At 71.2% G+C, this 23,041-nt stretch carries 16 protein-coding genes and 1 pseudogene; 13 read left to right on the top strand and 4 right to left on the bottom strand.

Going from position 1 to position 23,041, the window contains the following annotated elements; translation table 11 throughout:
- The first annotated feature begins 22 nt into the window (after positions 1-22).
- Positions 23-2,932: a protein kinase domain-containing protein gene (locus WME82_RS01120; RefSeq protein ID WP_438041311.1), complete on the top strand. Its 2,910-nt coding sequence runs from the start codon at positions 23-25 to the stop codon at positions 2,930-2,932.
- On the opposite strand, the gene WME82_RS01125 is transcribed toward WME82_RS01120, so the two are convergent.
- From WME82_RS01125 to WME82_RS01135, 3 genes are all read right to left on the bottom strand, one after another.
- Positions 2,929-4,278, bottom strand: a complete 1,350-nt coding sequence (locus tag WME82_RS01125) for a formylglycine-generating enzyme family protein (protein WP_438041312.1) — start codon at positions 4,276-4,278, stop codon at positions 2,929-2,931. The genes WME82_RS01120 and WME82_RS01125 overlap by 4 nt on opposite strands.
- Positions 4,279-4,425: 147 nt before the next feature.
- Positions 4,426-6,333, bottom strand: a complete 1,908-nt coding sequence (locus WME82_RS01130) for an FG-GAP repeat domain-containing protein (protein WP_438041313.1) — start codon at positions 6,331-6,333, stop codon at positions 4,426-4,428.
- 57 nt (positions 6,334-6,390) lie between these two features.
- Positions 6,391-6,561, bottom strand: a complete 171-nt coding sequence (locus WME82_RS01135; RefSeq protein ID WP_437860041.1) for a hypothetical protein — start codon at positions 6,559-6,561, stop codon at positions 6,391-6,393.
- A 119-nt stretch (positions 6,562-6,680) separates the two neighbouring features.
- Here WME82_RS01135 and WME82_RS01140 point away from each other — a divergent pair, with 119 nt between their 5' ends.
- The 9 genes and pseudogenes from WME82_RS01140 (at position 6,681) to WME82_RS01180 (ending at position 19,605) form a co-directional block, all read left to right on the top strand.
- Entirely contained in the window at positions 6,681-6,914 is a 234-nt protein-coding gene (locus tag WME82_RS01140; RefSeq protein WP_437860043.1) for a hypothetical protein, read from the top strand.
- 17 nt (positions 6,915-6,931) lie between these two features.
- Positions 6,932-7,306 (top strand): annotated as a pseudogene (locus WME82_RS01145) (type II toxin-antitoxin system VapC family toxin); the annotation flags it as partial.
- A gap of 305 nt (positions 7,307-7,611) precedes the next feature.
- Positions 7,612-9,369, top strand: a complete 1,758-nt coding sequence (locus WME82_RS01150) for a sigma-54-dependent transcriptional regulator (RefSeq protein ID WP_438041314.1) — start codon at positions 7,612-7,614, stop codon at positions 9,367-9,369.
- 51 nt (positions 9,370-9,420) lie between these two features.
- Positions 9,421-13,494, top strand: coding sequence for a TOMM system kinase/cyclase fusion protein (locus WME82_RS01155; protein ID WP_438041315.1), 4,074 nt, complete (start codon positions 9,421-9,423; stop codon positions 13,492-13,494).
- A complete protein-coding gene (locus tag WME82_RS01160; protein WP_438041316.1) occupies positions 13,494-14,342 on the top strand; it encodes a BMA_0021/BMA_0022 family TOMM bacteriocin in 849 nt (282 codons plus the stop codon). The genes WME82_RS01155 and WME82_RS01160 overlap by 1 nt, the downstream gene beginning before the upstream one ends.
- Before the next feature lie 111 nt (positions 14,343-14,453).
- Positions 14,454-15,608 carry an amidohydrolase family protein gene (locus WME82_RS01165; protein ID WP_438041317.1) on the top strand — a complete coding sequence of 385 codons (1,155 nt, stop codon included), beginning with the start codon at positions 14,454-14,456 and terminating at the stop codon, positions 15,606-15,608.
- 140 nt (positions 15,609-15,748) lie between these two features.
- Positions 15,749-17,974 (top strand): TOMM precursor leader peptide-binding protein, encoded by a 2,226-nt coding sequence (locus WME82_RS01170; protein ID WP_438041318.1) that lies wholly within the window; start codon positions 15,749-15,751, stop codon positions 17,972-17,974.
- 26 nt (positions 17,975-18,000) lie between these two features.
- Complete coding sequence (locus WME82_RS01175) at positions 18,001-18,822, top strand: amidohydrolase family protein (protein ID WP_438041319.1); 822 nt, start codon at positions 18,001-18,003, stop codon at positions 18,820-18,822.
- 324 nt (positions 18,823-19,146) lie between these two features.
- Positions 19,147-19,605 carry a hypothetical protein gene (locus tag WME82_RS01180; protein WP_438041320.1) on the top strand — a complete coding sequence of 153 codons (459 nt, stop codon included), beginning with the start codon at positions 19,147-19,149 and terminating at the stop codon, positions 19,603-19,605.
- 161 nt (positions 19,606-19,766) lie between these two features.
- On the opposite strand, the gene WME82_RS01185 is transcribed toward WME82_RS01180, so the two are convergent.
- Positions 19,767-20,051, bottom strand: a complete 285-nt coding sequence (locus WME82_RS01185; protein WP_438041321.1) for a hypothetical protein — start codon at positions 20,049-20,051, stop codon at positions 19,767-19,769.
- 151 nt (positions 20,052-20,202) lie between these two features.
- Here WME82_RS01185 and WME82_RS01190 point away from each other — a divergent pair, with 151 nt between their 5' ends.
- The 3 genes from WME82_RS01190 to WME82_RS01200 all read left to right on the top strand — a co-directional run bounded on the left by WME82_RS01190 (position 20,203) and on the right by WME82_RS01200 (position 23,013).
- Positions 20,203-20,871: a YcaO-like family protein gene (locus WME82_RS01190; RefSeq protein WP_438041322.1), complete on the top strand. Its 669-nt coding sequence runs from the start codon at positions 20,203-20,205 to the stop codon at positions 20,869-20,871.
- Positions 20,872-21,063: 192 nt separating this feature from the next.
- Complete coding sequence (locus WME82_RS01195; RefSeq protein WP_438041323.1) at positions 21,064-21,351, top strand: hypothetical protein; 288 nt, start codon at positions 21,064-21,066, stop codon at positions 21,349-21,351.
- A gap of 135 nt (positions 21,352-21,486) precedes the next feature.
- Positions 21,487-23,013, top strand: a complete 1,527-nt coding sequence (locus tag WME82_RS01200; RefSeq protein WP_438041324.1) for an RICIN domain-containing protein — start codon at positions 21,487-21,489, stop codon at positions 23,011-23,013.
- The last annotated feature ends 28 nt before the right edge of the window (positions 23,014-23,041 follow it).

The following is a 23,041-nucleotide window of genomic DNA, read 5'->3' on the forward strand; positions in this document are numbered from 1 at the left end:
GAGATGGCGTATACTCCCGCCGATGTCCGGCGCCCAGCGCGACGTATTTCGGCTCTGCGGGACCACGATCGACGGCAAATACCGTGTCCTCTCCGCCGTCGGCGCCGGCGGGTTCGGCGTCGTCTATCGCGGCGTGCACGAGGGGTTCGACGCGCCCGTCGCGATCAAGTGCCTCAAGCTGCCTGACGAGCTCTCGCCCGAGGCGCAGCAGGATTTCATTCGACGGCTGCGCGACGAGGGGCGGCTCCTGCTCCAGCTCTCACGCCTCTCGCCCGGCATCGTGCAGGCGCTCGACATCGGCGCCTTCACGACCCAGGACGGCGCTCGTGTGCCCTATCTCGTGCTCGAGTGGCTGGACGGCGAGACGCTCGCCAGCCACCTCGAGCGCCTGCGCGCCGGAGGCGGCGGCACCCTGTCCCGCCGCGAGGCGATACGCCTGCTCGACCCCGCGGTGCGCGCCCTCGCGGTGGCGCACGAGCAGAACATCGCCCACCGCGACGTCAAGCCGGAGAACCTCTTCCTCGCCGAGGCGGGGGGCGCGAGGACGCTCAAGATCCTCGATTTCGGCATCGCCAAGATCATCGGCGATCAGCGCTCGCGCACCGCGGCGCTCGCGAGCACCGCGGAGGGGCCGTCGGTGTTCACGCCCCGCTACGGCGCTCCGGAGCAGTTCGACAAGCAGCGGGGCGCGACGGGGCCATGGACCGATGTCTTCGCGCTCGCGCTCGTCTTCGTGGAGCTCGTGACGGGGGCTCGGGCGCTGGAGGGGGAGGGGATCGTCGAGCTCTATTCGGTGGTCGTCGATCCTGCGCTGCGCCCCACGCTGCGGGCGCGCGGCGTCTCGGCGCCGGACGCGGTCGAGCGCGTGCTCTCGCGGGCGCTCAGCGTCTCTCCGCGCGACCGGTACCCCGACGCCGGCGCGTTCTGGCGCGCGCTGATCGCCGCCGAGGGGCTCGAGGCCGAGCTGCCGAGCCTCCCGGCGCGCTCGCCGCCCGCCGCGCGAGAGGCCGAGACCCAGGTCGACGGCGCCAACGCGCGCCGCGGCCCTGCGCCAGGCGCCGAGCACGCGGGCACGCTCGCGGGGATCGGCTTCGCGCCGACCGTGCCGTACCGGACCGACCCGGCATCGCCGCGCCCCGATGGCGCGCCGCCCGCGCCGGCCGGTGCGGAGCCTGCGCCGCGGCCGGATCACGCGGCCGCGTCGGGCGAGGCCGTCGTGGTGCGGACCGCACGCGACGAGCGCGCGCGGCCGGGCCGGCGCGGGCTCGTCGCGCTCGCGCTGGCGGCCTCGGCGATCGCGGGCGCCACGGTCGCGGTGCTCCGGCGTCCCCCGGAGCCGCCGCCCCGGCCGAGCGGCGCGGCAGTCGTCGCCCCGGAGCCGCCGCGCCCCGCCTCGAGCAACCCGGAGGCCGCGGCGCTCTACCAGGAGGCGCTGCAGGCCTACCGTGACGGCGCGCCGGACGTGGCCGCGCGCACGATGGAGCGCGCCGTGGCGCTGGATCGTGGCCTCGGCGCCGGCCATCTGCGCGTGGCGATCTGGACGTTTCGACAGAGGCCGGCCGAGGCGCGCGAGCACTTCCAGCTCGCGACCCGGCACCGGGCCGCCCTCGGCGAGCGCGACATGGCGCTGCTCGACGCGGCCGAGCCGTACGTGCGCCAGCCCTCCGACGCCGTGTCATGGGAGCGGCGGCTCGAGGCCGCGGTCGCGAGGTTTCCGGCCGATCCGGAGCTCCTCGTGTACCTCGGTTCGGCGAGGTTCGCGCAGCTCCGGTTCGACGCCGCCGTCGAGGCCTACGATCGCGCGCTCGCCCTGGACCTGGGCCACGTGCTCGCGTGGGGGTTCAAGGGAGAGTCGCTCGGGATGAAGGGGGACGTCGCGGCGGAGCTCGCCGCCTACCAGGCCTGCGCCGAGACGGCTCCCGGCGCGACGCTCTGCCTCGCGAACCGGGTGCGCCTCCTCCATCGCCAGGGCGATTGCCGGCAAGTGGAGGAGCACGCGCGCCGCTGGCTCTCGATCGATCCGAGGGCGGCGCCGGCGCACCGGCACCTGGCGCTGGCGCTCCACGCGCGGGGCGCGCCGCGCGAGAGCGTGCTCGTGGCGCTGGAGCAGGGGTGGGCGGCGGTCCCCGAGGGCGAGCGGCGGGCGAAGGAGCTGCTCGATCGGAGCTCGCTCGCGGTCCTGGACGGCGATTTCGAGCTGGCGGTGGAGCACGCCCGCGCGTGGCAGCGCGAGGTCGCCGGCAGGAACGATCAGGACGCGCACGCGAGCCCGGCCCTCAAGCTGGCGGAGCTCTACCGTGAGATGGGTTTGCCGCGGGAGGCCGGGCGTGTGGCGGACGATTTCCTCCGCCGGATGAGCGCCTGGTCCGAGCCGGCGAGCACGGCCGACTGGACCATCGCGTTCTTGCCGTACAGCTTCCGGGCAGCGTCGATGACGCAGGAGGCGTACGACGCGGCGCGCTCGGCGTGGCTGGAGCGGGTCCAGTCGAAGTGGCGCGCCGCGGCGCAGGAGATCAAGCCGGAGCACCGCTGGCTGCTCTGGACCGAGGCGTACGCCGCCGGCGTGGAGACCGCGGCCGACGCGGCGGCGGCGTTCAAGACGATGCCGCTCGACCAGCCGCTCCCGTCGGAGAGCGGCCGGTGGCTCCTGCTCGATCTGCACATCGGCAAGGTGTACGCGCTCGCGGGGAAGGGGCAGGAGGCGATCGGGCCGCTGACGCGCGTGGCGCGCTCATGCGCGGCCCTGGCCGACCCGTTCTCGACCACGGAGGCGCGGCTTTATCTGGGCATGGCCCTGGAGGCGACAGGCGATCTGCGCGGCGCCGCGGCGGCGTACGAGGCTGTCCTCGAGCGCTGGGGCAAGGCGCGCCCGCGATCCATCTCCGCGGAGCAGGCGCGGGCGCGGCTCGGCGCGCTGCGGGCGCGGCGTTAGGGAGGGAGATCTCTCGCGCAGCGCGCGCTGGTCCAGGGGCCACGGACCGTCGGAGGGTCGGTGCCTCGGTGCGCGTTGCTCACCGTGTATTCATCCGAGGCGTAGTAGCCGCCTCGACGGGTGCGTTGATTGTCGCCAGCCACGTCCGAGAGCTGGGCCTTGTCGTTCCAGGGAACGGTGTAGTTGACGGCCCAGTCCAGCGCCCATTCCGAGACGTTCCCGCTGAGATCGAACTGGCCCCACCGTCCCCGCCCGAGCGGCAGCGAGCCGACCTCCAGGAGGCTGCTCAAGGTGCACGCCGTGCAGGCGTACGCCGCGTGGTCATGGGTGATCAAGTCGCCCCAGGGGAACTTCCTCTGCATGTTCCCTCCGACAGCTGCGTAGTTCCACTCGGCATCGGTGGGCAGCCGCCCGCGGTCCCAGATGCAGAACGCGAACGCTTCGTACCAGGTGATGCAGTTGATCGGCAGCGCCTCGTTGCGCCCAGCCGCGGGGGTCCACGTCGCGGTCGAGCTGGTGCAGCTCAGCGCTGCCGAGAGCGAGGTCGCGTCCGGGCGGAGCGCGTCGTTCCATGCGGACTGCCACCCGCTCCCAGGGATCTTCGGGTGCTCTCCCGCTACGGCGGCGGGCGGCGAGGTCCGCACGCCGTGCCCGCTCTCCATGAAGGCTCTGAATCGCCCCACGGTGATCTCGAACGTATCCAGATGGAAGCTGCTGACCGACGCGGCGAATGCAGCGTTGTTGTTCCGGTTGAACGTGCCGCCCGGGACCTCACGGCTGTCACAGCAGCTGATGCCGGGAGGAGGCCCGCAGAGGGGGCCTGTCTCCGGCGGGCTGGTGGCACAGCTCGGGGCGGTTACGCCGCCGCCAGAGCCGCCGCTGCCGCTGTCGTCGCTGCCGCCGGCGCCACCGCCGGAGCCGCTGGTGCTGGTGCTGGTGCTATTGCCACCGCCGGAGCCACTGCTGCTGGTACCACCGCCGGAGCCGCTGCTGCTATCGCCACCGCCGGAGCCACTGCTGCTGGTGCTATCGCCACCGCCGGAGCCGCTGCTGCTGGTGCTACCGCCACCGCCGGAGCCGCCTGTGCCGCTTCCGCCGCTGCTGGTGCCGCTGCCGCCGGCGCCGGACGCGTCGCCTCCGGCCGCTCCGCCGCCCCCCCCCTGCTCGGGGCCGCCACTCTGGCCACCGTGGCCGGATGCGGAGTCGCCGCCCGTGCCACCTCCCCCGTGTGCTCCGGGAGGCGTGTAGTTATCCCAGTCCGCGCCCAGGATCTGCGCACAGCCAGCAGCGAGCACCGCCGCGAGCCACCCCGCGGTCCACCGTGCTGCGCCACGCGCCTGAGGCATCGACACCAAACTCCGATCTTCGCCCGGCATTTGTCAAGTCACCTTCCGAACCGGGCGGATGACCCAGTTCGGGGTAGTGCGCCTTGAGCCCGCATTGGACAATCGACCCGCCACGCCGGATCGCGCCGATCTCGTTTACCACCCTCGTCAGACATCGTTGATCGTGACGCGTGCGCCCGAGGCGACGTCGTTGCGTGTCACCACGGAGCCGTCGGGGAACGTCACGCGGATATCGACCGACGCCGCGGCCCCCATCCCGATGATCAGCGGGAGCTGGCTCTGCTGCCGGTTGCCCCACTGGCCGGCGCCCACGAGGTAGGTCGCCACGCGATCGGCCCCTGTATAGCCGCCCGCGCGGAAGTCGCCGTCTCCGTCGAGGTCCACGTCGACGCGCGCGCCGATCGCGTCGCGATCTTCCCTCACGTTCGCGTCGGTCGCATTGCCGTCCCGATCGGTGAGCACGCGGACGACCGCGTAGCCCGGCGCGCGGCACGGCATTCCGGTCACGTCGCGGCGGTAGAGCGCCGTCGCCCCGAAGCTCGTGGTGAGGAGATCGAGGTCGCCGTCGCCGTCGACGTCCGCGAACGAGCCGACCTGCTGCGCGGTGATCCCGAGCGAGGCGCCGGCGGCCGCGAACGTGCCCGCGTCGTTGCGGTAGAGCGTGCCGCCCGCGTACGCGTCGAGGTCGCCGTCCTGATCCCAGTCGGCCCACACGCTCGCGCTCATGAACGATCCGTCTCCGAGCCCGACGCTCTCCGCCATGGCGGCGGAGAACGGCGCGCCGGCGCCGGCATTGTAATAGAGCAGATCGTCCGCGTCCCCGTCGCGCACCGAGAGGAGATCGAGGTCGCCGTCGGCATCGATATCGATCCAGGTCGCGCCGCCCCAGCGGGAGCTGGCCGCCGGCGCGTCCTCGAGCCCGGCCGACGTCGCGACGTCCGTCCAGCTCGGCGACGTGAAGCGGAAGAAGCGGTTCCCGTTTCCGGTCGAGCCGGTGGCCATGTAGAGATCGAGATCGCCGTCGGCGTCGGGATCGGCCCACGTCGCGCTGTCGCCCTGGAGGAAGGTGCTGAAGCGCGCGCTTTCATCGGCGAACGGCAGCGCACCGTCGTTCCGGAACATGGCGGACGTGCCGAACTCCGAGCCGAAGAACAGATCGAGGTCGTTGTCGCCATCGTGGTCGACCCACACCGCCGGGCCGGGCGTCGTCGTCGTGAGCTCGAGGTTGGCCGAGAGCGCGACGTTCATGAACGTGCCGCTGCCGTCGTTTCGATAGAGCCGATTCGGGATCGTGCCGTAGCGGGTGTCGTTGGCGACGAAGATGTCCATGTCGCCGTCGTTGTCGAAGTCGGCGGCGATCACCGGGTAGTGCTCGGAGGTGGTGCCGAGATCCCTGATGCCGCGCGCGGCGGCCCCCTCCGTGAACACGCCCGCGCCGTTGTTGATGTACAGGCCGCTGCCGCGCAGGAACACGTCGGGGTCGCCGTCGTTCTCGACGTCGAGCCACGCGACGACCGAGCTGCCTGTCGTCGCCGGCAGCCCCGAGGCGGCGGTCACGTCGGCGAAGCGGAGGCCGCAGGTGACCGCGGGCCCATCGGCGCACACCCCCATCGCGCAGCCGCCGCACACCCCGCTCGGGCACCCCGTGCACGCCGTGCCCTCCGGCGCCCGGTTCGCGACGCACTCGCCCGCGCCGTCGCACGTGTCGGCCGCGTCGCACTCGCCGGCCGCGGCCGCGCACTCGGTCCCCGCTCGCCGCGGCTCGGCGAAGCACCCGCCCTCGATGCACACGCCGCGCATGCAGCCGCCGTCGAGGCGGCTGCAGTCCACGCCGGCGCACAGCGGCCCGCCGCCGGTGCCCGCGTCACCGCCGCCGTCGTTCCCGCCGCCGCCGTCGCTCCTGCCGCCGGTGCCCGCATCGCCGCCGCTGTCGTTCCTGCCCCCGCCGTCGTTCCCGCCCGCGCCCTGGGGCTCTTCGCCGGAGAACGTCCTCGACTTCGCCGAGCAGCCCACCGCGAGCAACGCCGCCGCGAGGGCGAGGAAAGTCCGTTTCACGTTCGACCTCCGATCGTCGCTCCCGCGGTCGCCGCGGGAAAAGCGATCCGGCCGAGACTACAGGCAGCGCAGGACGTTGTCGCGCACGAGCTGCCAGATGGGCTCAGGGATACCGGCCAGCCAGCGCGCGTCGCGCTCGACGCGTGACCCGGCGCCGTCGAGCGGGGCGTCGGGGCTGTAGACGCGCCGCCACAGCCGCTCGCTCACCGAGCCGCTCCGGTCGATCACAGAGCGCTCGACGAGCTGCTTCGCGAGCTCCTCGCCCTCGACGTCGAGCAGCAGCGCCGCGCCCCACCGTCCGCCTCCGCAGGATGGACCTCCGACGCTCGGTGGCGCATCCTGTGCGCATGCAAGCCCTCAAGATCCACGTCGTGGTGGACGATTCCGTCGTCCGCGCTCTGCCTGCGCTCTCGCCGCTCCGTGGGCAGCGTGTCGAGCTCATCGCGCTTGGGGAGGCGGAGCCGCCGTCTCCGGTCGCGCCGGTCGCGGGCGGCTTGCTCGGGCAAATCAAGCTCAAGGAGGACTTCGACGCCCCACTCCCCAACGACGTCCGGAGTGCATTCGAGGGAGACGAGCCTTGAAGTGACTCCTCGACACGCACGTCGCAATCTGGTTCGCTGCCGATCCCAACCGCTCACGGCGGGAGGTCGTCGATGCGGTCCAGGATCCCGGTGCGCAGATACTGATTTCGGTCGCATCCTGGTGGGAGCTTGCGATCAAGCACGCCATCGGACGGCTGGAAGGCAGCCTGCCGCCGGAGCAGCTTCGGGCGTGGTGGCTTGGCTATCCGACGGTGCGGGAGCTGGCCATCGAAGCGGCGCACGTCTGGATGGCGACTTCCTATCCGCTGCACCACCGCGATCCGTTCGATCGAATGCTGGTGGCGCAAGCCCAGCTGGAGGATGCGACGCTCATCACTTCGGATGAACTACTGCGCGCATACCAGGTGCCCATCCTGTGGGCGTGCAAGTGATCGAGCAGGCGTTACTCCGCATCCGACCGTCAGAGGGCTCGCATCGTTCGGCGCTCGTCCCCCGCGGCGCTCTTCGAGGCACGAAAGGAGAACGCTCGACATGACCATGACGAACGAAGCGAGACCGGTGGGCTTCGGACCCGCGGCGGCCCCCGTGGTCCCTCGGGCAGGACGCCGGCGCTGCCACGGCCTCCGAGGCGAGAGGGGGCTCGCGTCCCGCCGGGACGCAGCGCGTCCGCAGGAGACGCGAGCCTGTTCGTTCCACCTGGACCCGCCCCGGTTCTCCTGCTTTCCTGCTGCCTACCGTGACCGCATCCCGTGACGAGAGCTTCATCTCCCTCGTCCCCCGCCTCGTGTCGGCCACGTACTTTGACGAAGCTGCCACGGCGGTCCTCCAGGCCATGTTCACCTGCGTCGAAGAGGCGCTCGCCGGCAGCCCGTTCGCCGGGCGCGCTCGGATCCTGCGTGGCGTGGTCCACCTCCGCCCCGAGGACAGCTACCAGCGCCTCTTCGGCATCGACCGCCTGAGCGGCGCGCGCATCGAAGGCACCGGCTATCTCACCTCCGGCAGCGTCTGGAGCTGGATCGAGAAGCACCGCTGTTCGGTCTCGATCGACGTCCAGCGCGCCTCGCTCCGCTCCTGGATGCCGGACGGGGCCATGGCGCTCCGCCACCCGCCAGCGGCGGCCGGCATGCCCGGCGACGCGACACGCGAGCGGATGCTCGGTCGCGACGCGACCCACGTCCATGTCGTCCCGCTGCGCGCGCCGGGCGGCAGCGTCGACGGCATGATCACGATCGAGGCGAGCTGCAGGGGGGCCGTCGGGCTCGAGCTCCCCTGGGCGGAGTGCCACGAGGAGCTGGCGATCCTCGCCAGCATCGCCGGGGCCTTCATCGCCGCCCGCGCGCTGCCGCTTCGCTCGGACGAGCCGGCGAGCCCGGACGAGTTCCTGCCGGTCGTCGGTCAGAGCACCGCGCACCTCGTCGAGCTGCTCCGCGCCTTCGCCCCGCGGGACGACACCATCCTGATCACCGGCCCGACCGGCGCCGGGAAATCCAGGCTCGCGCGCTGGTGCCACGAGCACTCGCAGCGCCGGGGCCAGCCCTTCGAATCGCTGGACCTCCTCGGCGTGCCCGAGGACCTGCAGATGGCCGAGCTGTTCGGCTGGAAGCGGGGCGCCTTCACCGGAGCGGTCAAGGACAACCCAGGCGCGGTCGCCCGCGCCGCGAAGGGCACGCTCTTCCTCGACGAGATCGACAAGCTCTCGCTCAAGGCCCAGGCGGGCCTCCTGCGCTTCATCGAGGAGCGCGCTTACCGGATGCTGGGCGACGACGGGGCGGGGGAGCGCCGCGCCGACGCGCGCCTCCTCGTCGGCACCAACGCCGATCTGCGCGCCGCCGTGCGCGCCGGCCGCTTCCGCGAGGACCTGTACTACCGCATCAACGTCCTGCCGGTGCGGCTGCTCCCGCTCGCCGAGCGGCTCGACGAGCTCCCGCGCTGGGCCGACTACATGCTGAACCGGCGCCATCAGGAGGCCGACGGCACGGGGACGGCGCGCTTCGAGCCCGACGCCATGAAGCTCCTCGTGTCCGCGCCCTGGCCGGGCAACCTGCGGCAGCTCGACAACATCGTCCGGCGCGCTTACGCGCTCCATCTCGCGGGGCAGAGCGGCCTCGGCGGCGATCTGGTGATCCAGCGGCGCCACGTCGAGCGCGCGCTCACCTTCGACAGCGACGCCGAGCCGAGCGCGCTGTCCAAGCTGCTCTGGCGGGCGGCGCTCAGCTTCGTGAACGAGGCCGAGCGACGCCGGGGCGGCAGCGCCCCGCTCCCGCTCGAGCTGACCGACGCCTTCCGGGGCATGGTCCTCGGCGCGGCGGTGCAGCGGACGGGCAACCGGGACGACGCCTTCACGCTGCTCGGCCAGGAGATGCTGCTCAAGAACCGCAACCATCATCGGACGCTGCGGCGCGAGCTCTCGCGGGTGCGCGAGGTCCTGGACCTGCTTGGAGGTGAGGTCGATCCGGATCTCCTGGCAGTGCTCGACGCCGACAAGGAGCCCTGAGGGAGCGGTGCCAGCGCTCTCCGAGCGCCTCCTGCGACCACGAGATCGATCATGCAGTGCTATGTCGCAAACGGTGCCGCGCTCGCGCCAGGCGCCACGTTCGACGGGCGTTACGAGATCCTGGCCAAGCTCGGCGAGGGCGGCTTCGGCGTGGTGCACAAGGCCCGCCAGCTCACCACCGGGCAGCCGATCGCCCTGAAGATCCTGCGCCTCGCCGAGCAGGGAGGCGTCGCGCAGGCCGACAGGCGGGTCACGCGCTTCCTGCGCGAGACGCGGCTCTGCGCCCAGCTTCACCACCCCAACCTCGTCCAGCTCGTCGACGCGGGGCAGGTGGAAGATGGGACCCTCTACGCCGCGTTCGCCTTCGCGCCTGGCGACAACCTCGCCGCCCTGCTCGAGCGAGAGGGCGCGCTCGCGCCGTCCGAGGCGCGGCACCTGATGCTCCAGGTGCTCGACGCCCTCGCGTGCGCCCACGCGGCGGGCGTTGTCCACCGCGACCTCAAGCCCAGCAACATCATGGTGATCCCCACGGGCGCCCGCCGCAACGCGCTGGTGCTCGACTTCGGGATCGGCGCCATGCTCGACGACGGGCGATCCACGCGCCTGACCGGCAGCCACGACGCGCTGGGCACGCCCGGCTACGGGGCGCCGGAGCAGTGGCGCGGCGCCGATGCTTCGCCGCGCGCGGATCTGTTCTCGTGGGGCCTCGTGTTCCTCGAGTGCCTGACGGGCAAGCCAGCCTACGGCGGCACGGAGGCCGAGATCTTCTACCGGCTGCTCGGCCCCGATCCCGTCCCGATCCCCGCCGCGCTCGAGCGCCACCCCCTGGGCGACCTGCTCGCCCGCGCTCTCCGCAAGGACGAAGGCGCGCGCGATGTGACCGCCCGTGGGCTCTTCGAGGCGCTCGAGGCCTGCAGCCTGCGCGGGCTCTCGCGCGAGGCGTTGCTCGGCGCCGGCGGCCCCCAGGCCAGCGCCGACACGCTGTCGCTCGCCTCGGCCGCGACGGTCGCCACGTCGCTCGACCGACGGAGGGCGCCCGCGCTCGACGGCGAGCGCCGGCAGCTGACGGCGCTCTGCTGTCACCTGAGGGCGCGCGCGGCCGCCGGGCAGGCCGCCGACGCCGAGGCGCTGGACGATCCCCTGCGCGCGGCGCTCACCCTCTGCGCGGACGTCGGGCGCCGGTACGGGGGGTACGTGGCCGCGGCGCTCGGCGACGATCTGCTTGTCTACTTCGGCTACCCCAGCGCGGCGGAGGACGACGCCAAGCGCGCTGCCCGCGCGGCGCTGGCGATGGCCGGCGCTGCGCAACCCGAGGACGCCGAGGACCCACGCAGCGCGGCGCCGGGCGTGCGGATCGACGTGAGCGTCGGCCTCCACACCGGCCTGGTCGTCGACGGGAATCTGGGGGATCTCGACGGCGCGTGCCTCGTCACCGGCGCCACCCCGCGGCTCGCCGCGCGGCTCGCCGCGCTGGCGCCGCCGGGAGCCGTGGCGGTCAGCGCCGCGTCGCAAGCGCTGCTGCGCGCCTCCTTCGACCTCGAGAGCGAAGGGGCCTGCTCCATCGAGGGAATCGCGGCGCCGGTGGAGACCTACCGCCTCGGGCAGGAGCACGGCGCTGCGGCGAGGTGGCCGACCCCCGACGGCTCGAAGGCGCCGCTCCCCGGTCGAGATGCGGAGATCAGGCTCCTCCTGGAGCGGTGGCGCCGCGCGTGCGAGGGGGCGGGCCAGTCGAGCCTCATCACCGGCGAGCCCGGCATCGGCAAGAGCCGCCTGGCGCGCGCGCTGCGCGATCGGGTAGCGCACGAGGACCACACCTTCCTCGAGGCGCGGTGCTCGCCCGCCACGCAAAACAGCCCCCTGCGCCCGGTGATCGAGCTCCTCGAGCGCGCGCTCGGGCTCGACCAGGAGCCCGACGCGGGTAGCAAGATCGCGCGGCTCGAGGGGGAGCTCGCCGGCCACGGCTTCGCGCTGGCCGAGTCCATGCCGCTCTTCGTGCCGCTCTTCTCCCTGCCCCTCGGCGCCCCGTACGCCCCGCTCGACGTCTCGGCGCAGCGGCAGAAGGCGCTGACGCTCCAGACCGTCGCGTCGCTGCTCCTCGCGATGGCCGACAGGCGGCCCGTCCTCCTGCTGGCCGAAGATTTGCACTGGGCCGACTCCACCACGATGGAGTTCCTTGCGCAGGTCGTTCGCGACGCGCCCGCGGTCCCCCTGTGCGTCGTCATGACGGCTCGCCCGGAGTTCTCGCCGTCGTTCTCGACGGCCGATGTGCTGCTGCTCCCGCTGAGCCGCCTCGAGCGCGCGCAGATGGAGGAGATGCTCACCCGGCTGGTGGGCAACAAGGCGCTGCCTCCCGCCGTGATCGAGCAGGTGGCTGGCCGCGCGGACGGGGTCCCGCTCTTCGCGGAGGAGCTGCTCCGGATGATGGTCGACTCGGGGCTCGTCGTGGAGCGGGAGGATCGCTACGAGCTCACGGGGTCGCTTTCGAGGGCAGCGATCCCGGGGACCTTGCGGGCGCTGCTCACGGCGCGCCTGGATCGGCTGGAGCGCGCCAAGGAGACGGCCCAGCTCGCGGCCGCGCTGGGGCGGGAGTTCAGCGTCGAGGTGCTCTCGGCAGCGAGCCCGCTCGGCCCAGCGGCGGTGAAGGACGACCTGGAGCGGCTGATGAGCGCGGGGCTCCTGCTGTTCAGGCGGCGGCAGAAGGACGCGGTGGGGGTGTTCAAGCACGCGCTGTTGCGGGATGCGGCCTATGAGTCGCTCTCCACGGGCGCGCGACGGAGAATCCACGCGCGGATTGCTGCGACGCTGGAGGAGCGGTTTCCGGAGGTGGTGCGGACGCGGCCGGATCTGCTCGCGGCTCATCACGCGGCGGCGGAGCAGAAGGGGCAAGCTGTCGGTTACGCGCAGCGGGCCGCGGAGCAGGCGCTGCGACGCTCGGCCTATGCCGAGGCCATCGTCCACGCCTCCAATGCGGTGGCCTGGGCCGAAGCGCTGGCGGGCGCCGAGGGGGCCGAGGCAGAGCTGGCCGCGAATGGCGTCTTGACCCAGGCGCTGATGGCGACCAGGGGCTGGGCCGATCCGCAGGTCAAGGCGACCGCCGATCGCTCGGCGAGCCTGTTGCAACGGCTCGAGCAGGACAGCAAGCACAGGGTGCCGACGCTGTGGTTCCTGTTCACCTATCACCACGTGGCCAGCAACCGCCGGACCGCGTGCGGGGTGGCAGAAGAGCTGGTCGCCATCGCCGAGCGCTCCGGCGACCAGGGGCTCCGCGCTGCCGCCGCGGCGCTCCACGGCCTCGCCCTCTTCATGGATGGCGACCACGCGGACGCGAGGCGCGCCGTCGAGCGCGCCGTCGAGCTCTACGATCCCGAGCTGCACCGGGACCATGGGGCGCGCTTCGGGCTGGACTCGCTCGTCCTGGCGAAGTCGTTCGTGGCCCTGCTCCGCTGGTTCTTCGGGGACACCGCCTCTGCCTTCGCGCTCATCGCGAGCGCCCTCGAGTGGGCTCGAGAGGTCGGCCACGTGCCATCGATCGCCCTCTGTTTGATGTACGGGGGCATGGTCCACCAGCTCGCCGGCGATCGGCGCGCGGTCACCGCCATGGCCGGAGAGCTCCTCGCCCTGAGCGGGAAATATGGGCTACCTGCCTACGAAGGGTACGGGGTGGTCCTCCACGACTGGGCGGCTGGCGACGAGGAGCGCCCCCGGGCCATCGTGCGCACCCTCTCGGACCTCGGGTGCAAGCTCGGCCTCTCGTACTACGCCTCTCTGGCCGCCGATACCCAGGCAGCCCGCGGCGAGCTCACCGCAGCCATCGAGTGCATCGACCGTTGCCTCTCCATGTGTCGCGAGAACGACGAGCACTTCTACGAGCCCGAGCTCCACCTCCGCCGCGCCATCGTCGCGGCGCGGCTGGATCCTGCGGCCGAGGGCGTGTGGACCTCGCTGGAGCAAGCGGCCCTCCTCGCGCGGCGCTTCGCCATGCCGAGGGTCGAGGCGCTGGCGACGCTGGAGCTGCTCCGGCGCTCCAGCGGCGACGGGCAGCGACGAGCGCGGCTCGACGAGCTGCACAGGCTTCACCCTGGCCTGCGAGCGATCCAGGCCGACAGCCACGAAGGAGCCGGTTGATGAGCATGGACAAGTTGATGGCGTTTCGCACGACCTACCTGCGCGCGATCGCGAAGGCGTGGGGAGATCCCGATTTTGAAGACAAGCTCACGAGCAATCCCACCGATACGCTGCTCAAATACTTTGGCTTCGACTGGGGGTCGTGGCAGAACGCATGCGCCCTCCACGTCGTGAGCGCCGGCCAGCCCGAGCAGCGCGGCAACCGCGCGAGCGACGATCTTCCCCCGGGGCGGTTCGAGTGGATCGGCGATGAATGGGTCTGGTCCAAGAACCTTCTCGACAGCTTGACGATGTACCTGCCGCTCACGGCCCCGTCCACGGAAGCGGCCGAGCAAGCCATGGCGCTCGCGGATTTCTACAGCCAGCGCGCGTCGCTGTTCAGCGACGACTGGGGGAAGGAGTACGGTCCGGCCGGGCAGAAACCACTCCTCATCACGCCGGCCGTGGGCACGCAGAGTCACGCTCCTGTCGGCGGTTTCGTCCCGACCGACCAGGGCTTCGAGGGGTTCAAGGTCGTGCTGCTCGCGGCGATGGCCAAGGCCTGGACCAGCGACGACTTCAAGCAGATGCTCCTCATCGACTGCGCCGCAGCGCTGCGGACCATCCGCGGCTACAAGCTGCCCTGGAACATGAACATCTGTGTCATGAATGACGACGGGGCCAGATGGACCAAGCCTGACGCGTCGAGCGACCCGCCGTCGAAGGGCCAGTCGTACTGGACGTTTTCTCGACCGCACACGCTCAGGCTTTACCTGCCCACGGTGCCGAGCGACGAGAGCGCCGAGCCCGTCGCGCTCGCCGTCTACAACGCCACGGGAGCAGAGTACCCCTTCACTTGCTGCTGCTGATGGAGGCAATGACGGCGTGAGGAGGAGCGATCGGGTGAGCTCGCTGAGGTGGCTCGCCGAGGGCGAGCTCAACCCGGTCCCTCTGTTCGTCTAGCTGCCGAGGATCCGCGCATGCGAGATGGATTCCGGATCATGGACGTGGACCGCCACGTCCTCGAGCCCATCGCCCTCTGGCCGGAGTACCTGCCAGCGCAGATGCGGGCGTATGCGCCGCGGCTCGCGCCGTTCGGCCCGCCCGAGACCCTGATCGAGCGGGTGAAGCGCCTGGGCGAGTACGCGCTCCTGCCCACGCCCCCCATCCTCACCGTGGCCGGCGAGCCGATCCTGCGCGTCCCCGAGGTGGCTTATCTCGAGCTCGGGCTGGTCACCGAGCGCCGCCGCGCGCTCCTCGCCGCCGCGGAGACGCCTCGGGGGCACCTCGCCGAGATGGACGCGACCGGGGTCGACGTTGCCGTCGTGCTCCCGACGTACGCGTCCTATCTCGTCCACGACGACGCTATCGACGCCGAGCGCTCGCGCGCCTACGCTGGCGCCTACAATCGATGGCTGCGCGATTTTTGCGCGAGCGCGAAGGAGAGGCTCCTCGGCCCGGCGCTGCTCTCGCGCCACGATCCGGAGGCCATGGTGGGCGATCTGGAGCAGGTGGCGCGCGACGGCGCGCGCGCCGTGGTGCTCCGGCCGAACCCGGTAGAGGGCCGCACGCTGAGCGCTCCCGCCCACGCGCGGTTCTGGGCGGCGTGCGCGCACCACGGCGTCACCGTGCTCCTCCACGAGGGCACGCACGCGCGCGTCGCCACGGCGGGGGCCGATCGCTTCGAGACGCGCTTCGGCCAGCATGCCTGCTCTCATCCGATGGAGGCGATGATGGCGCTGCTCTCGCTGATCGAGGGTGGTGTTCTCGAGGCCCACCCGACGCTGCGGGTGGGCCTGCTCGAGGCGGGGTGCGGCTTTTTGCCTTACTGGCTCTGGCGGCTCGACCACGTCGAGTACGCGCAGATGCGCGGCGAGGTGCGCGGCCGGGTGCGCCGTCCGCCCTCGGAGTACTTCCAGCGGCAGTGCTGGATCGCGCTCGAGCCCAGCGAGGTGATGCTCGACCGGGTGGTGAAGGAGATCGGCGCGACGCGGATGGTGTTCGGGACCGATTTTCCCCATCTCGACCATGGCCCTGGGATGGTCGACGAGGTGATGGCGCTGCGGGGCGCGCTCGGGGACGAGGCGCTGCGGACGATCCTCTGGGAGAGCCCCTGCGGCCTCATGGGGATGTAGGGGCACGGCCGCGTGCGGCTCCACTCCGCCCGGATCCTGATGGGTCCAGGGAGGCCCGGCGATCCCCGGCCATCCGGCGGTCGCTCTCCTCGAGCGCGCCACTTGCATGTGCTCCTTGGCGGGTGAAACCAGGAACGACGATGGATCCTCTGGAATTGAGCCAGGTGCTGGCGTTCAAGCCCACCCTGCGCGTCGAGCGCATGGATGCGGGCGTGGTCTTCCTGATCGGCGAGCGCGAGCGCTTCGTCGTGTCCGGCGCCTGCGCCGCCGAGGTGGCCGCGCTCGTCGACGGCCGGCGCACGGTGGACGAGATCCTGCGCGCCGCGCGCGATCGGTTCTCCGAGCCCGAGACCCTGTACGCCCTGAGCCGGCTCGCGGCGCGTGGCTACCTGGTCCCCGCAACACCGGAGCTCCCCTCCGAGCACGCGGCGTACTGGCGCGGGGTGGGTCTCGACGGCAAGGCGGCCGCCGAGGCCCTGAGCCGGACCCCGGTGTCGGTCCTGGCCGTTGGCGAAGCCGCTCCCGCCGGGTGGATGACCGAGGCGCTCGAACAGGCAGGCGTGCGGATCGACGGCGAGGCGGCGGTGCAGGTGGTCGTGGCCGACGACCATGTGCAGCCCGAGCTGGCCTCGATCAACCGCCGTGCGCTGCGTGAAGGGACGCGCTGGTTCCTGATCAGGCCTGCCGGCGTCCAGCCGCTCATCGGGCCCGTCTTCGAGCCCGGCGCCGGCCCCTGCTGGGAATGCCTGGCGTTCCGGATGCGCCAGAACCGCCCGGTCGAGGAGCTCGTTCGCCGGCGCCGGGGGCACGAGGGCCACGTCCCTCCCCCCAGGGCGGCCACCGAGGCGAGCGTACGGACCGCTTGCGGGCTCGGCGCCTCGGCCATCGCTCGCGCGCTCGCCGGGGAGGATACCAGCTCTCCCCGGGCGCTCGGTGCCCGGGTGCTCGCCCTCGATCTGGCCACGTTCCAGATCACCGCGCACGCGGTCGTCCGGAGGCCGCAGTGCCCGGCGTGCGGCGATCCGGCGCGGATGGCGGCCGTCGGCGAGCGCCCGATCGACTTGCAGCCGGTGGAGAAGGCGCATTACGAGGACGGTGGATACCGCCGGCAGACCCCGCGGCGGACCTACGAGCGCTATCAGCACCTCGTCAGCCCGATCACCGGAGCCGTGACGTACCTCGTGCCGATGCCGGGGCGGGACACCGAGCTCCGCGCCGTGTACGCGTCCGGCTACCTGGCCTGCCCCCGGGAGGGCGTCCCGCGCACCAACGTCTTCGACAAGAGCTGCGCCGGCAAGGGGCGCAGCGCGGACCAGGCCAGGGTGAGCGCGCTCTGCGAGGCGCTCGAGCGATACAGCGGCGTCTACCAGGGGGACGAGGCGCGCGTCCGCGGCAGCAAGGACGAGCTCGGCGCGGCGGCGCTCTCGCCCGGCGATCTGCTGAACTTCAGCGAGGCGCAGTACCGCGAGCGCGCTCACCTCAACGCGCAGGCAGCGGATCGTCGCCATTGGGTACCGGAGCCGCTCGACGCCGGCACCCGGATCGACTGGACCCCGGCCTGGTCGCTGAGCAAGCGCGAGCGGCGCTACGTCCCGCTGGCCTACTGCTACGCCGAGGCCCCGGCCGAGAGCGGCACCGCGTTCAGCGGCCCCTGCGGCAACGGCGTGGCGGCCGGCACCTGCCTTGAGGAGGCCGTATTGCAAGCCCTGCTCGAGCTCGTGGAGCGCGACGCCGCCGCCATCTGGTGGTACAACCGCCTCTGTCGCCCGGCCATTGACCTCGACAGCTTCGGGGACCCGTACTTCGAAGCCCTCCAGGCGGACTATGCCCGGTTCGGCTGGGCCGTCTGGGTGCTCGATCTGACGCACGATCTCGGTATCCCCACCTGCGTCGCGCTCGCCCACGAGGCCCGGGAGGATCGATTCACCATCGGGTTCGGCTGCCACCTCGACCCGCACCTCGCCGTGCAGCGATCGCTCACCGAGCTGAACCAGCTCTTCGAGCCCGGGGGCGCGCGCCGGGCGCCGTGGGACCTCGAGCGGCTGCCTGACCGCGCGCATCTCTTCCCCCACCCGGATCTCCCGCGGATCGCGGCCGGGAGCTTGCCTCGCATCTGCGGCCCCGATCTGCGCGCCGACATCCAGGAATGCATGAGGCGCCTCGACGAGGCGGGCCTCGAGCTCATCGCCGTGGACAAGACCCGCCCCGACATCGGCTTGCCCGTGGCCCAGGTGATCGTCCCAGGGCTACGCCATTTCTGGCCCCGGTTCGGTCCGGGGAGGCTCTATCAGGTGCCCTGCACGCTGGGGTGGCTCGCTCGCCCGCTCGCCGAGGGCGAGCTGAACCCGGTCCCTCTGTTCGTCTAGCCCCGATAGCCGCCGAGGAGCTGCGCATGCGAGATGGCTTCCGGATCATGGATGGGGACCCTCACGTCTCCGAGCCCATCGCCCTCTGGGCAGGCTCGCGCGCCTACGCCGGCGCCTACAATCGATGGCTGCGCGATTTCTGCGCGAGCGCGAAGGAGAGGCTCCTCGGCCCGGCGTTGCTATCGCGCCACGACCCGGAGGCCATGGTGGGCGATCTGGAGCAGGCAGCGCGCGACGGCGCGCGCTCCGTGGTGCTCCGGCCCAACCCGGTGCAGGGCCGCACGCTGAGCGCGCCTGCCCACGCGCGGTTCTGGGCGGCTTGCGAGCACCATGGGATCACCGTGCTCCTCCACGAGGGCACACACGCGCGCGTCGCCACGGCGGGGGCCGATCGCTTCGAGACGCGGTTCGGCCAGCACGCGTGCTCTCACCCGATGGAGGCCATGATGGCGCTGCTCTCGCTGCTCGAGGGCGGCGCGCTCGAGGCCCACCCGACGCTGCGGGTGGGCCTGCTCGAGGCGGGGTGCGGCTTTCTGCCTTACTGGCTCTGGCGGCTCGACCACGTCGAGTACGCGCAGATGCGCGGCGAGGTGCGCGGTCGGGTGCGCCGGCCGCCCTCGGAGTACTTCCAGCGGCAGTGCTGGATCGCGCTCGAGCCCGGCGAGGCGATGCTCGATCGGGTGGTGAAGGAGATCGGCGCGACGCGGATGGTGTTCGGGACCGATTTCCCCCACCTCGATCACGGGCCCGGGATGGTCGACGAGATGATGGCGCTGCGGGGCGCGCTCGGGGATGAGGCGCTGCGGGCGATCCTCTGGGACAGCCCCTCTGCGCTGATGGGGGTGTAGATATACTCCCGCTGCAGCGCCGAGCGCGGGTCGCATCCACCCGGATTCTGACGGGCCCGTGGCCGGTGAGCGATATCGGCGTTCAGCGGAGCAGCCGGGCCTGCGTCCAGGGGGGACGCGCCGTGTCCTGCCGAGACGCAGGCCTCCGATCGGTATTCCCCTGCTTTGAACGAGTGCTGGCGCTTGCCCGTGCGCTGCCGCGGTCGACGCTGTCCAGGCAGCCCGGTGGCACGAGCTTTGCGAACCTGAGCTTTGCGCTCCAACGACGGCACGAATCAGGGGCGCGAACAAGCCCACCAGCACACATTCAAGAGGAAACCAACAATGGAAAAGAAGCCCAACGTGTTTACGTCGGACGCCAACGTCGACTTCTCCCCTCTCTCTATCCGGATACCGCTCCCGGATCTGTCGTACAATGACGCGAAGCAGGTAAACGGCGGGGTGAAGTGCACCGCGCTGAACACCAGAATCCTTGCGAACAAGATCACTTTGACCGCAAGCGTTTCAGGGAATATCGCGAACGATTTCCAGGTCCTTTTCGCGGGCAAGGAGTTCGACGAATTCAAGCCCTCGATCACGCTGCCCTACCCCGATCTGACACGTGACGGGGGCGAGCAACCCTTGAGCTTCTATATCAACATCAATGGCATTCCTGGTGCCAGCGGAACCCCGAAGGATGGTCAGTACACAATCCATGTTCAAGCCACGCCCTTCGACGTGGTGACGACCGTCACGAATCAGGGCGGCGGAAAGGACACCCCGCCTGGGCTTATCCGCAGATAGCCTCGGCCGACACGGCGCGCGCCGCACCCCTTCGGCCCACTCCGAAGGGTAGCAACTGCGCTGTCCTTGCGCGCCCATCAACGGAAGCGGTGAACGTCAAGGTAATTGCGATCCCGCGCGCCTACCTTGACCATTCCTGGCCGGACTTCTGGCGGGCGGAGCTAAAGGCAGCGCAGGACGTTGTCGCGCACGAGCTGCCAGATGGGCTCGGGGATCCCGCCCAGCCAGCGCGCGTCCCGCTCGACCGGCGCCTCGGCGTCGTCGAGCGGGTCGTCGTGGCTGTAGACGAGCCGCCACAGCCGCTCGCTCACCGAGCCGTTCCGGTCGATCACGAAGCGCTGGACGAGCTTCTTCGCGAGCTCCTCGCCCTCGACGTCGAGGAGCAGCACCGGCGCCGCCACCTTCACCTCGCGGAGCGGCTTCAGCCGGATATAGGCCCCCTTCACGAGGTCGACCTCGTCCGGGGGCTCGAACCCCGCCTCCCGGAAGTTGACCGGCGCCTTGGTGTTGCCGAGGCCTCGGCCGAGAGCGGCACCGCGTTCTGCGGCCCGTCCGGCAACGGCGTGGCGGCCGGTTACCTGCCTCGAGGAGGCCCTGTTGCAAGCCCTGCTCGAGCTGGTGGAGCGCGACGCCGCCGCGGTCTGGTGGTACGACCGGCTCGCTCGCCCGGCCATCGATCTCGATGGCTTCGCGGATCCGTACTTCGATGCTCTCCAGGCCGACTACGCTCGTCTCGGCTGGGTCGTCTGGGTGCTCGATCTGACCCACGACCTCGGCATCCCCACCTGCGTGGCGCTCGCCCACGAGGCCCGGGCGGATCGGTTCGCCCTCGGGTTCGGCTGCCACCTCGACCCGCGCCTCGCCGTGCAGCGATCGCTCACCGAGCTGAACCAGCTCTTCGATCCCGCCGGCGCCCGCCAGGCGCCGTGGGACCTCGAGCGGCTGCCCGACCGCGCGTATCTCTTCCCCGACCCCGATCCGCCGCGGGTCGCCGCCGAGCGCTTGCCGCGGCTCGGCGGCGCCGATCTGCGCGCCGACATCCAGGAATGCATGAGGCGCCTCGACGGGGCGGGCCTGGAGCTCGTCGCGGTGGACAAGACCCGCCCCGACATCGGCTTGCCCGTGGTCCAGGTGATCGTCCCGGGGTTGCGCCGCTTCTGGCCTCGATTCGGCCCGGGGAGGCTCTACCAGGTGCCGTGCGCGCAAGGATGGCTGGCCCGCCCGCTCGGCGAAGGCGAGCTCAATCCGGTCCCTCTGTTCGTCTAGCCGCCGAGGCGCTGCGCCGGGCCGCGAGGGGGCAGGGCGGCCGGACGCCCGCCGTGTCCGGAAGGGACGCAGCGCGTCCGGGAGGGACGCAGGGCCGTCGAGAATAATCCTCGCGAGGCCATCGTCCCCTGTGCCCCTCTCTCAGCGCGCGCACGCAGGAGCATTCCCGGAAGCCCGCCTCGGTTTCCATGGGTGGCATACGTTGTGCTGCTTCACAGCTCTGACCAGCAAGGGCCACTCCATGACCGTCCCACACTGAAGCACTACTGGACGTTCGACGAGACGAGCGGCACCATCGCCGCGGACTCCACCGGCGACGCGAAGATCACGCTCGACCGCCCTGATGGCTGGGTCCCCGGCAAGTTCGGCAACGCCGTCCGGCTCAACCCCGGCGGCGGCGTGAAGCTGGCGACGGTGTTCCAGTCGGAGGCGGCCAAGATGGCGCCGCCCCGGACCGCCGCCTTCTGGGTGCAGAATTGACCTTGCGAACGCCACGTTTCCATGACGTCTAGCCCCCGGGGGGGACGTCACGTGTTCGGGTCATCAGCTCATACGAGGAGAAGAGGAGAGCCTGTGGAAAGGAACCTTATGTCACGCGCTTGTCGTGGAAGCTCAATGAAGGGACGTACCCATGCGCAGAGCACCGCGCGTCGTCGTCCGATCGCCGTCGCAGCTTGCGTCGGCCTGTTATTGACCTTGCTGGCCGCTGGCGGCGAGGCCGTCGCCGCCCCGGTCACGGTCACCAATGGAGTGCAGTTCACCGACACCGCCGGCAACGTGGTGCGCGGGCACGACGGCGGCATGATCAAGGTGGGCAAGTACTACTACTGGTTCGGCGAGAACCCCCGCCGCGACAACAGATTCCAAGAAATCTCGGTGTACCGCTCGACCGACCTGCATACCTGGGAGTTTCGCAGGCACGTGCTGACCGCGGCCTCGGCCCCCAAAGCGCAGAATCTCCAGCGGCCCAAGGTCATCTACAACGCCCGCACCGGGCAATACGTACTCTTCATGCGCTACGAGAACCACCCACACCCCTTGGAGTGGAACCAGGTCGTGTTCGCCACGTCGCCCACGGTGGACGGCGACTACACAATCGGGGAACCCTTCTATCCCGACGGAGATAAATCCTTCGACGTGAGCGTGTTCCAGGATGATGATCGCGACCGCACGGCGTACCTGATCTCGACGACCGGTGATAAGCAGCAGCACCTCATCATCTACCGCCTGACCCCCGACTACCTCAAGGTCGCCGCCAAGGAGCACGTTTTCTCCAACGTCACCCGGGAAGCGCAGACGATGTTCAAGCGCAACGGCGTCTACTTCCTGTTGACCTCGGGCGTCACCGGCTGGCAGCCCAACCAGACCAAGTACGCCACCGCGACCAGCATCAAAGGCCCCTGGAGCGCCATGGCGGACCTCGGCGACAGCATCACCTACGGCTCGCAGCCCACGTTCGTCCTGCCGATCCAGGGCAGCAACACGACCTCCTACCTCTACATGGGCGACCGGCATGGGAACGCCTGGGACGGCGGCATCATAGGCAGCGATTACGTCTGGCTGCCGCTCCAGTTCCCGACCAACAGGTCGCTGTCGATGCGCTGGCACCCGCGCGTCTCCATCGACACCACGACCGGCGAGGTGAGCGGCGTCGGCTCCGGACACGCGTACGAGCAGCTGCGAGCCCAGCACAAGGACGAGTGCCTGGCTGTGCGGCGCTTCACCGATGGCTCCGTGATCGTGGACGACGACGCGAAGAAAGACGGGGTAGGGGTGACCCAGCGATCCTGCGGCGACGCCGCGGCCCAGAACCAGCACTGGCAATTGCTCCACCTGGGAGCCGGCTACCACCGGATCGTCGCCCGGCACAGCCACAAGTGCCTCACCGTGCCGTCGTCGTCCACCGCCGACAACACACGGGTGACACAGTCGACCTGCGGCACCGGCGAGAACCAGCAGTGGAAGATCACCGACCTCCCCGGAGGCGACCTCCGGATCACCGCCCGGCACAGCGGCAAGTGCCTGACCATCGCCTACGATCCGGCCATCAAGGGCCCGAAGGCCATCCAGTTCACCTGCAAGGGCACCGCCAACCAGCGGTGGAAGCGAGCCGGCGCCCCCTACCCCCCCTACCGACCCTAGAGCCAATGCCGCGTCGAACCGGCGGCCC

The organism is Sorangium sp. So ce128, assembly GCF_051525245.1.
GTDB lineage: Bacteria > Myxococcota_A > Polyangia > Polyangiales > Polyangiaceae > Sorangium > Sorangium cellulosum_B.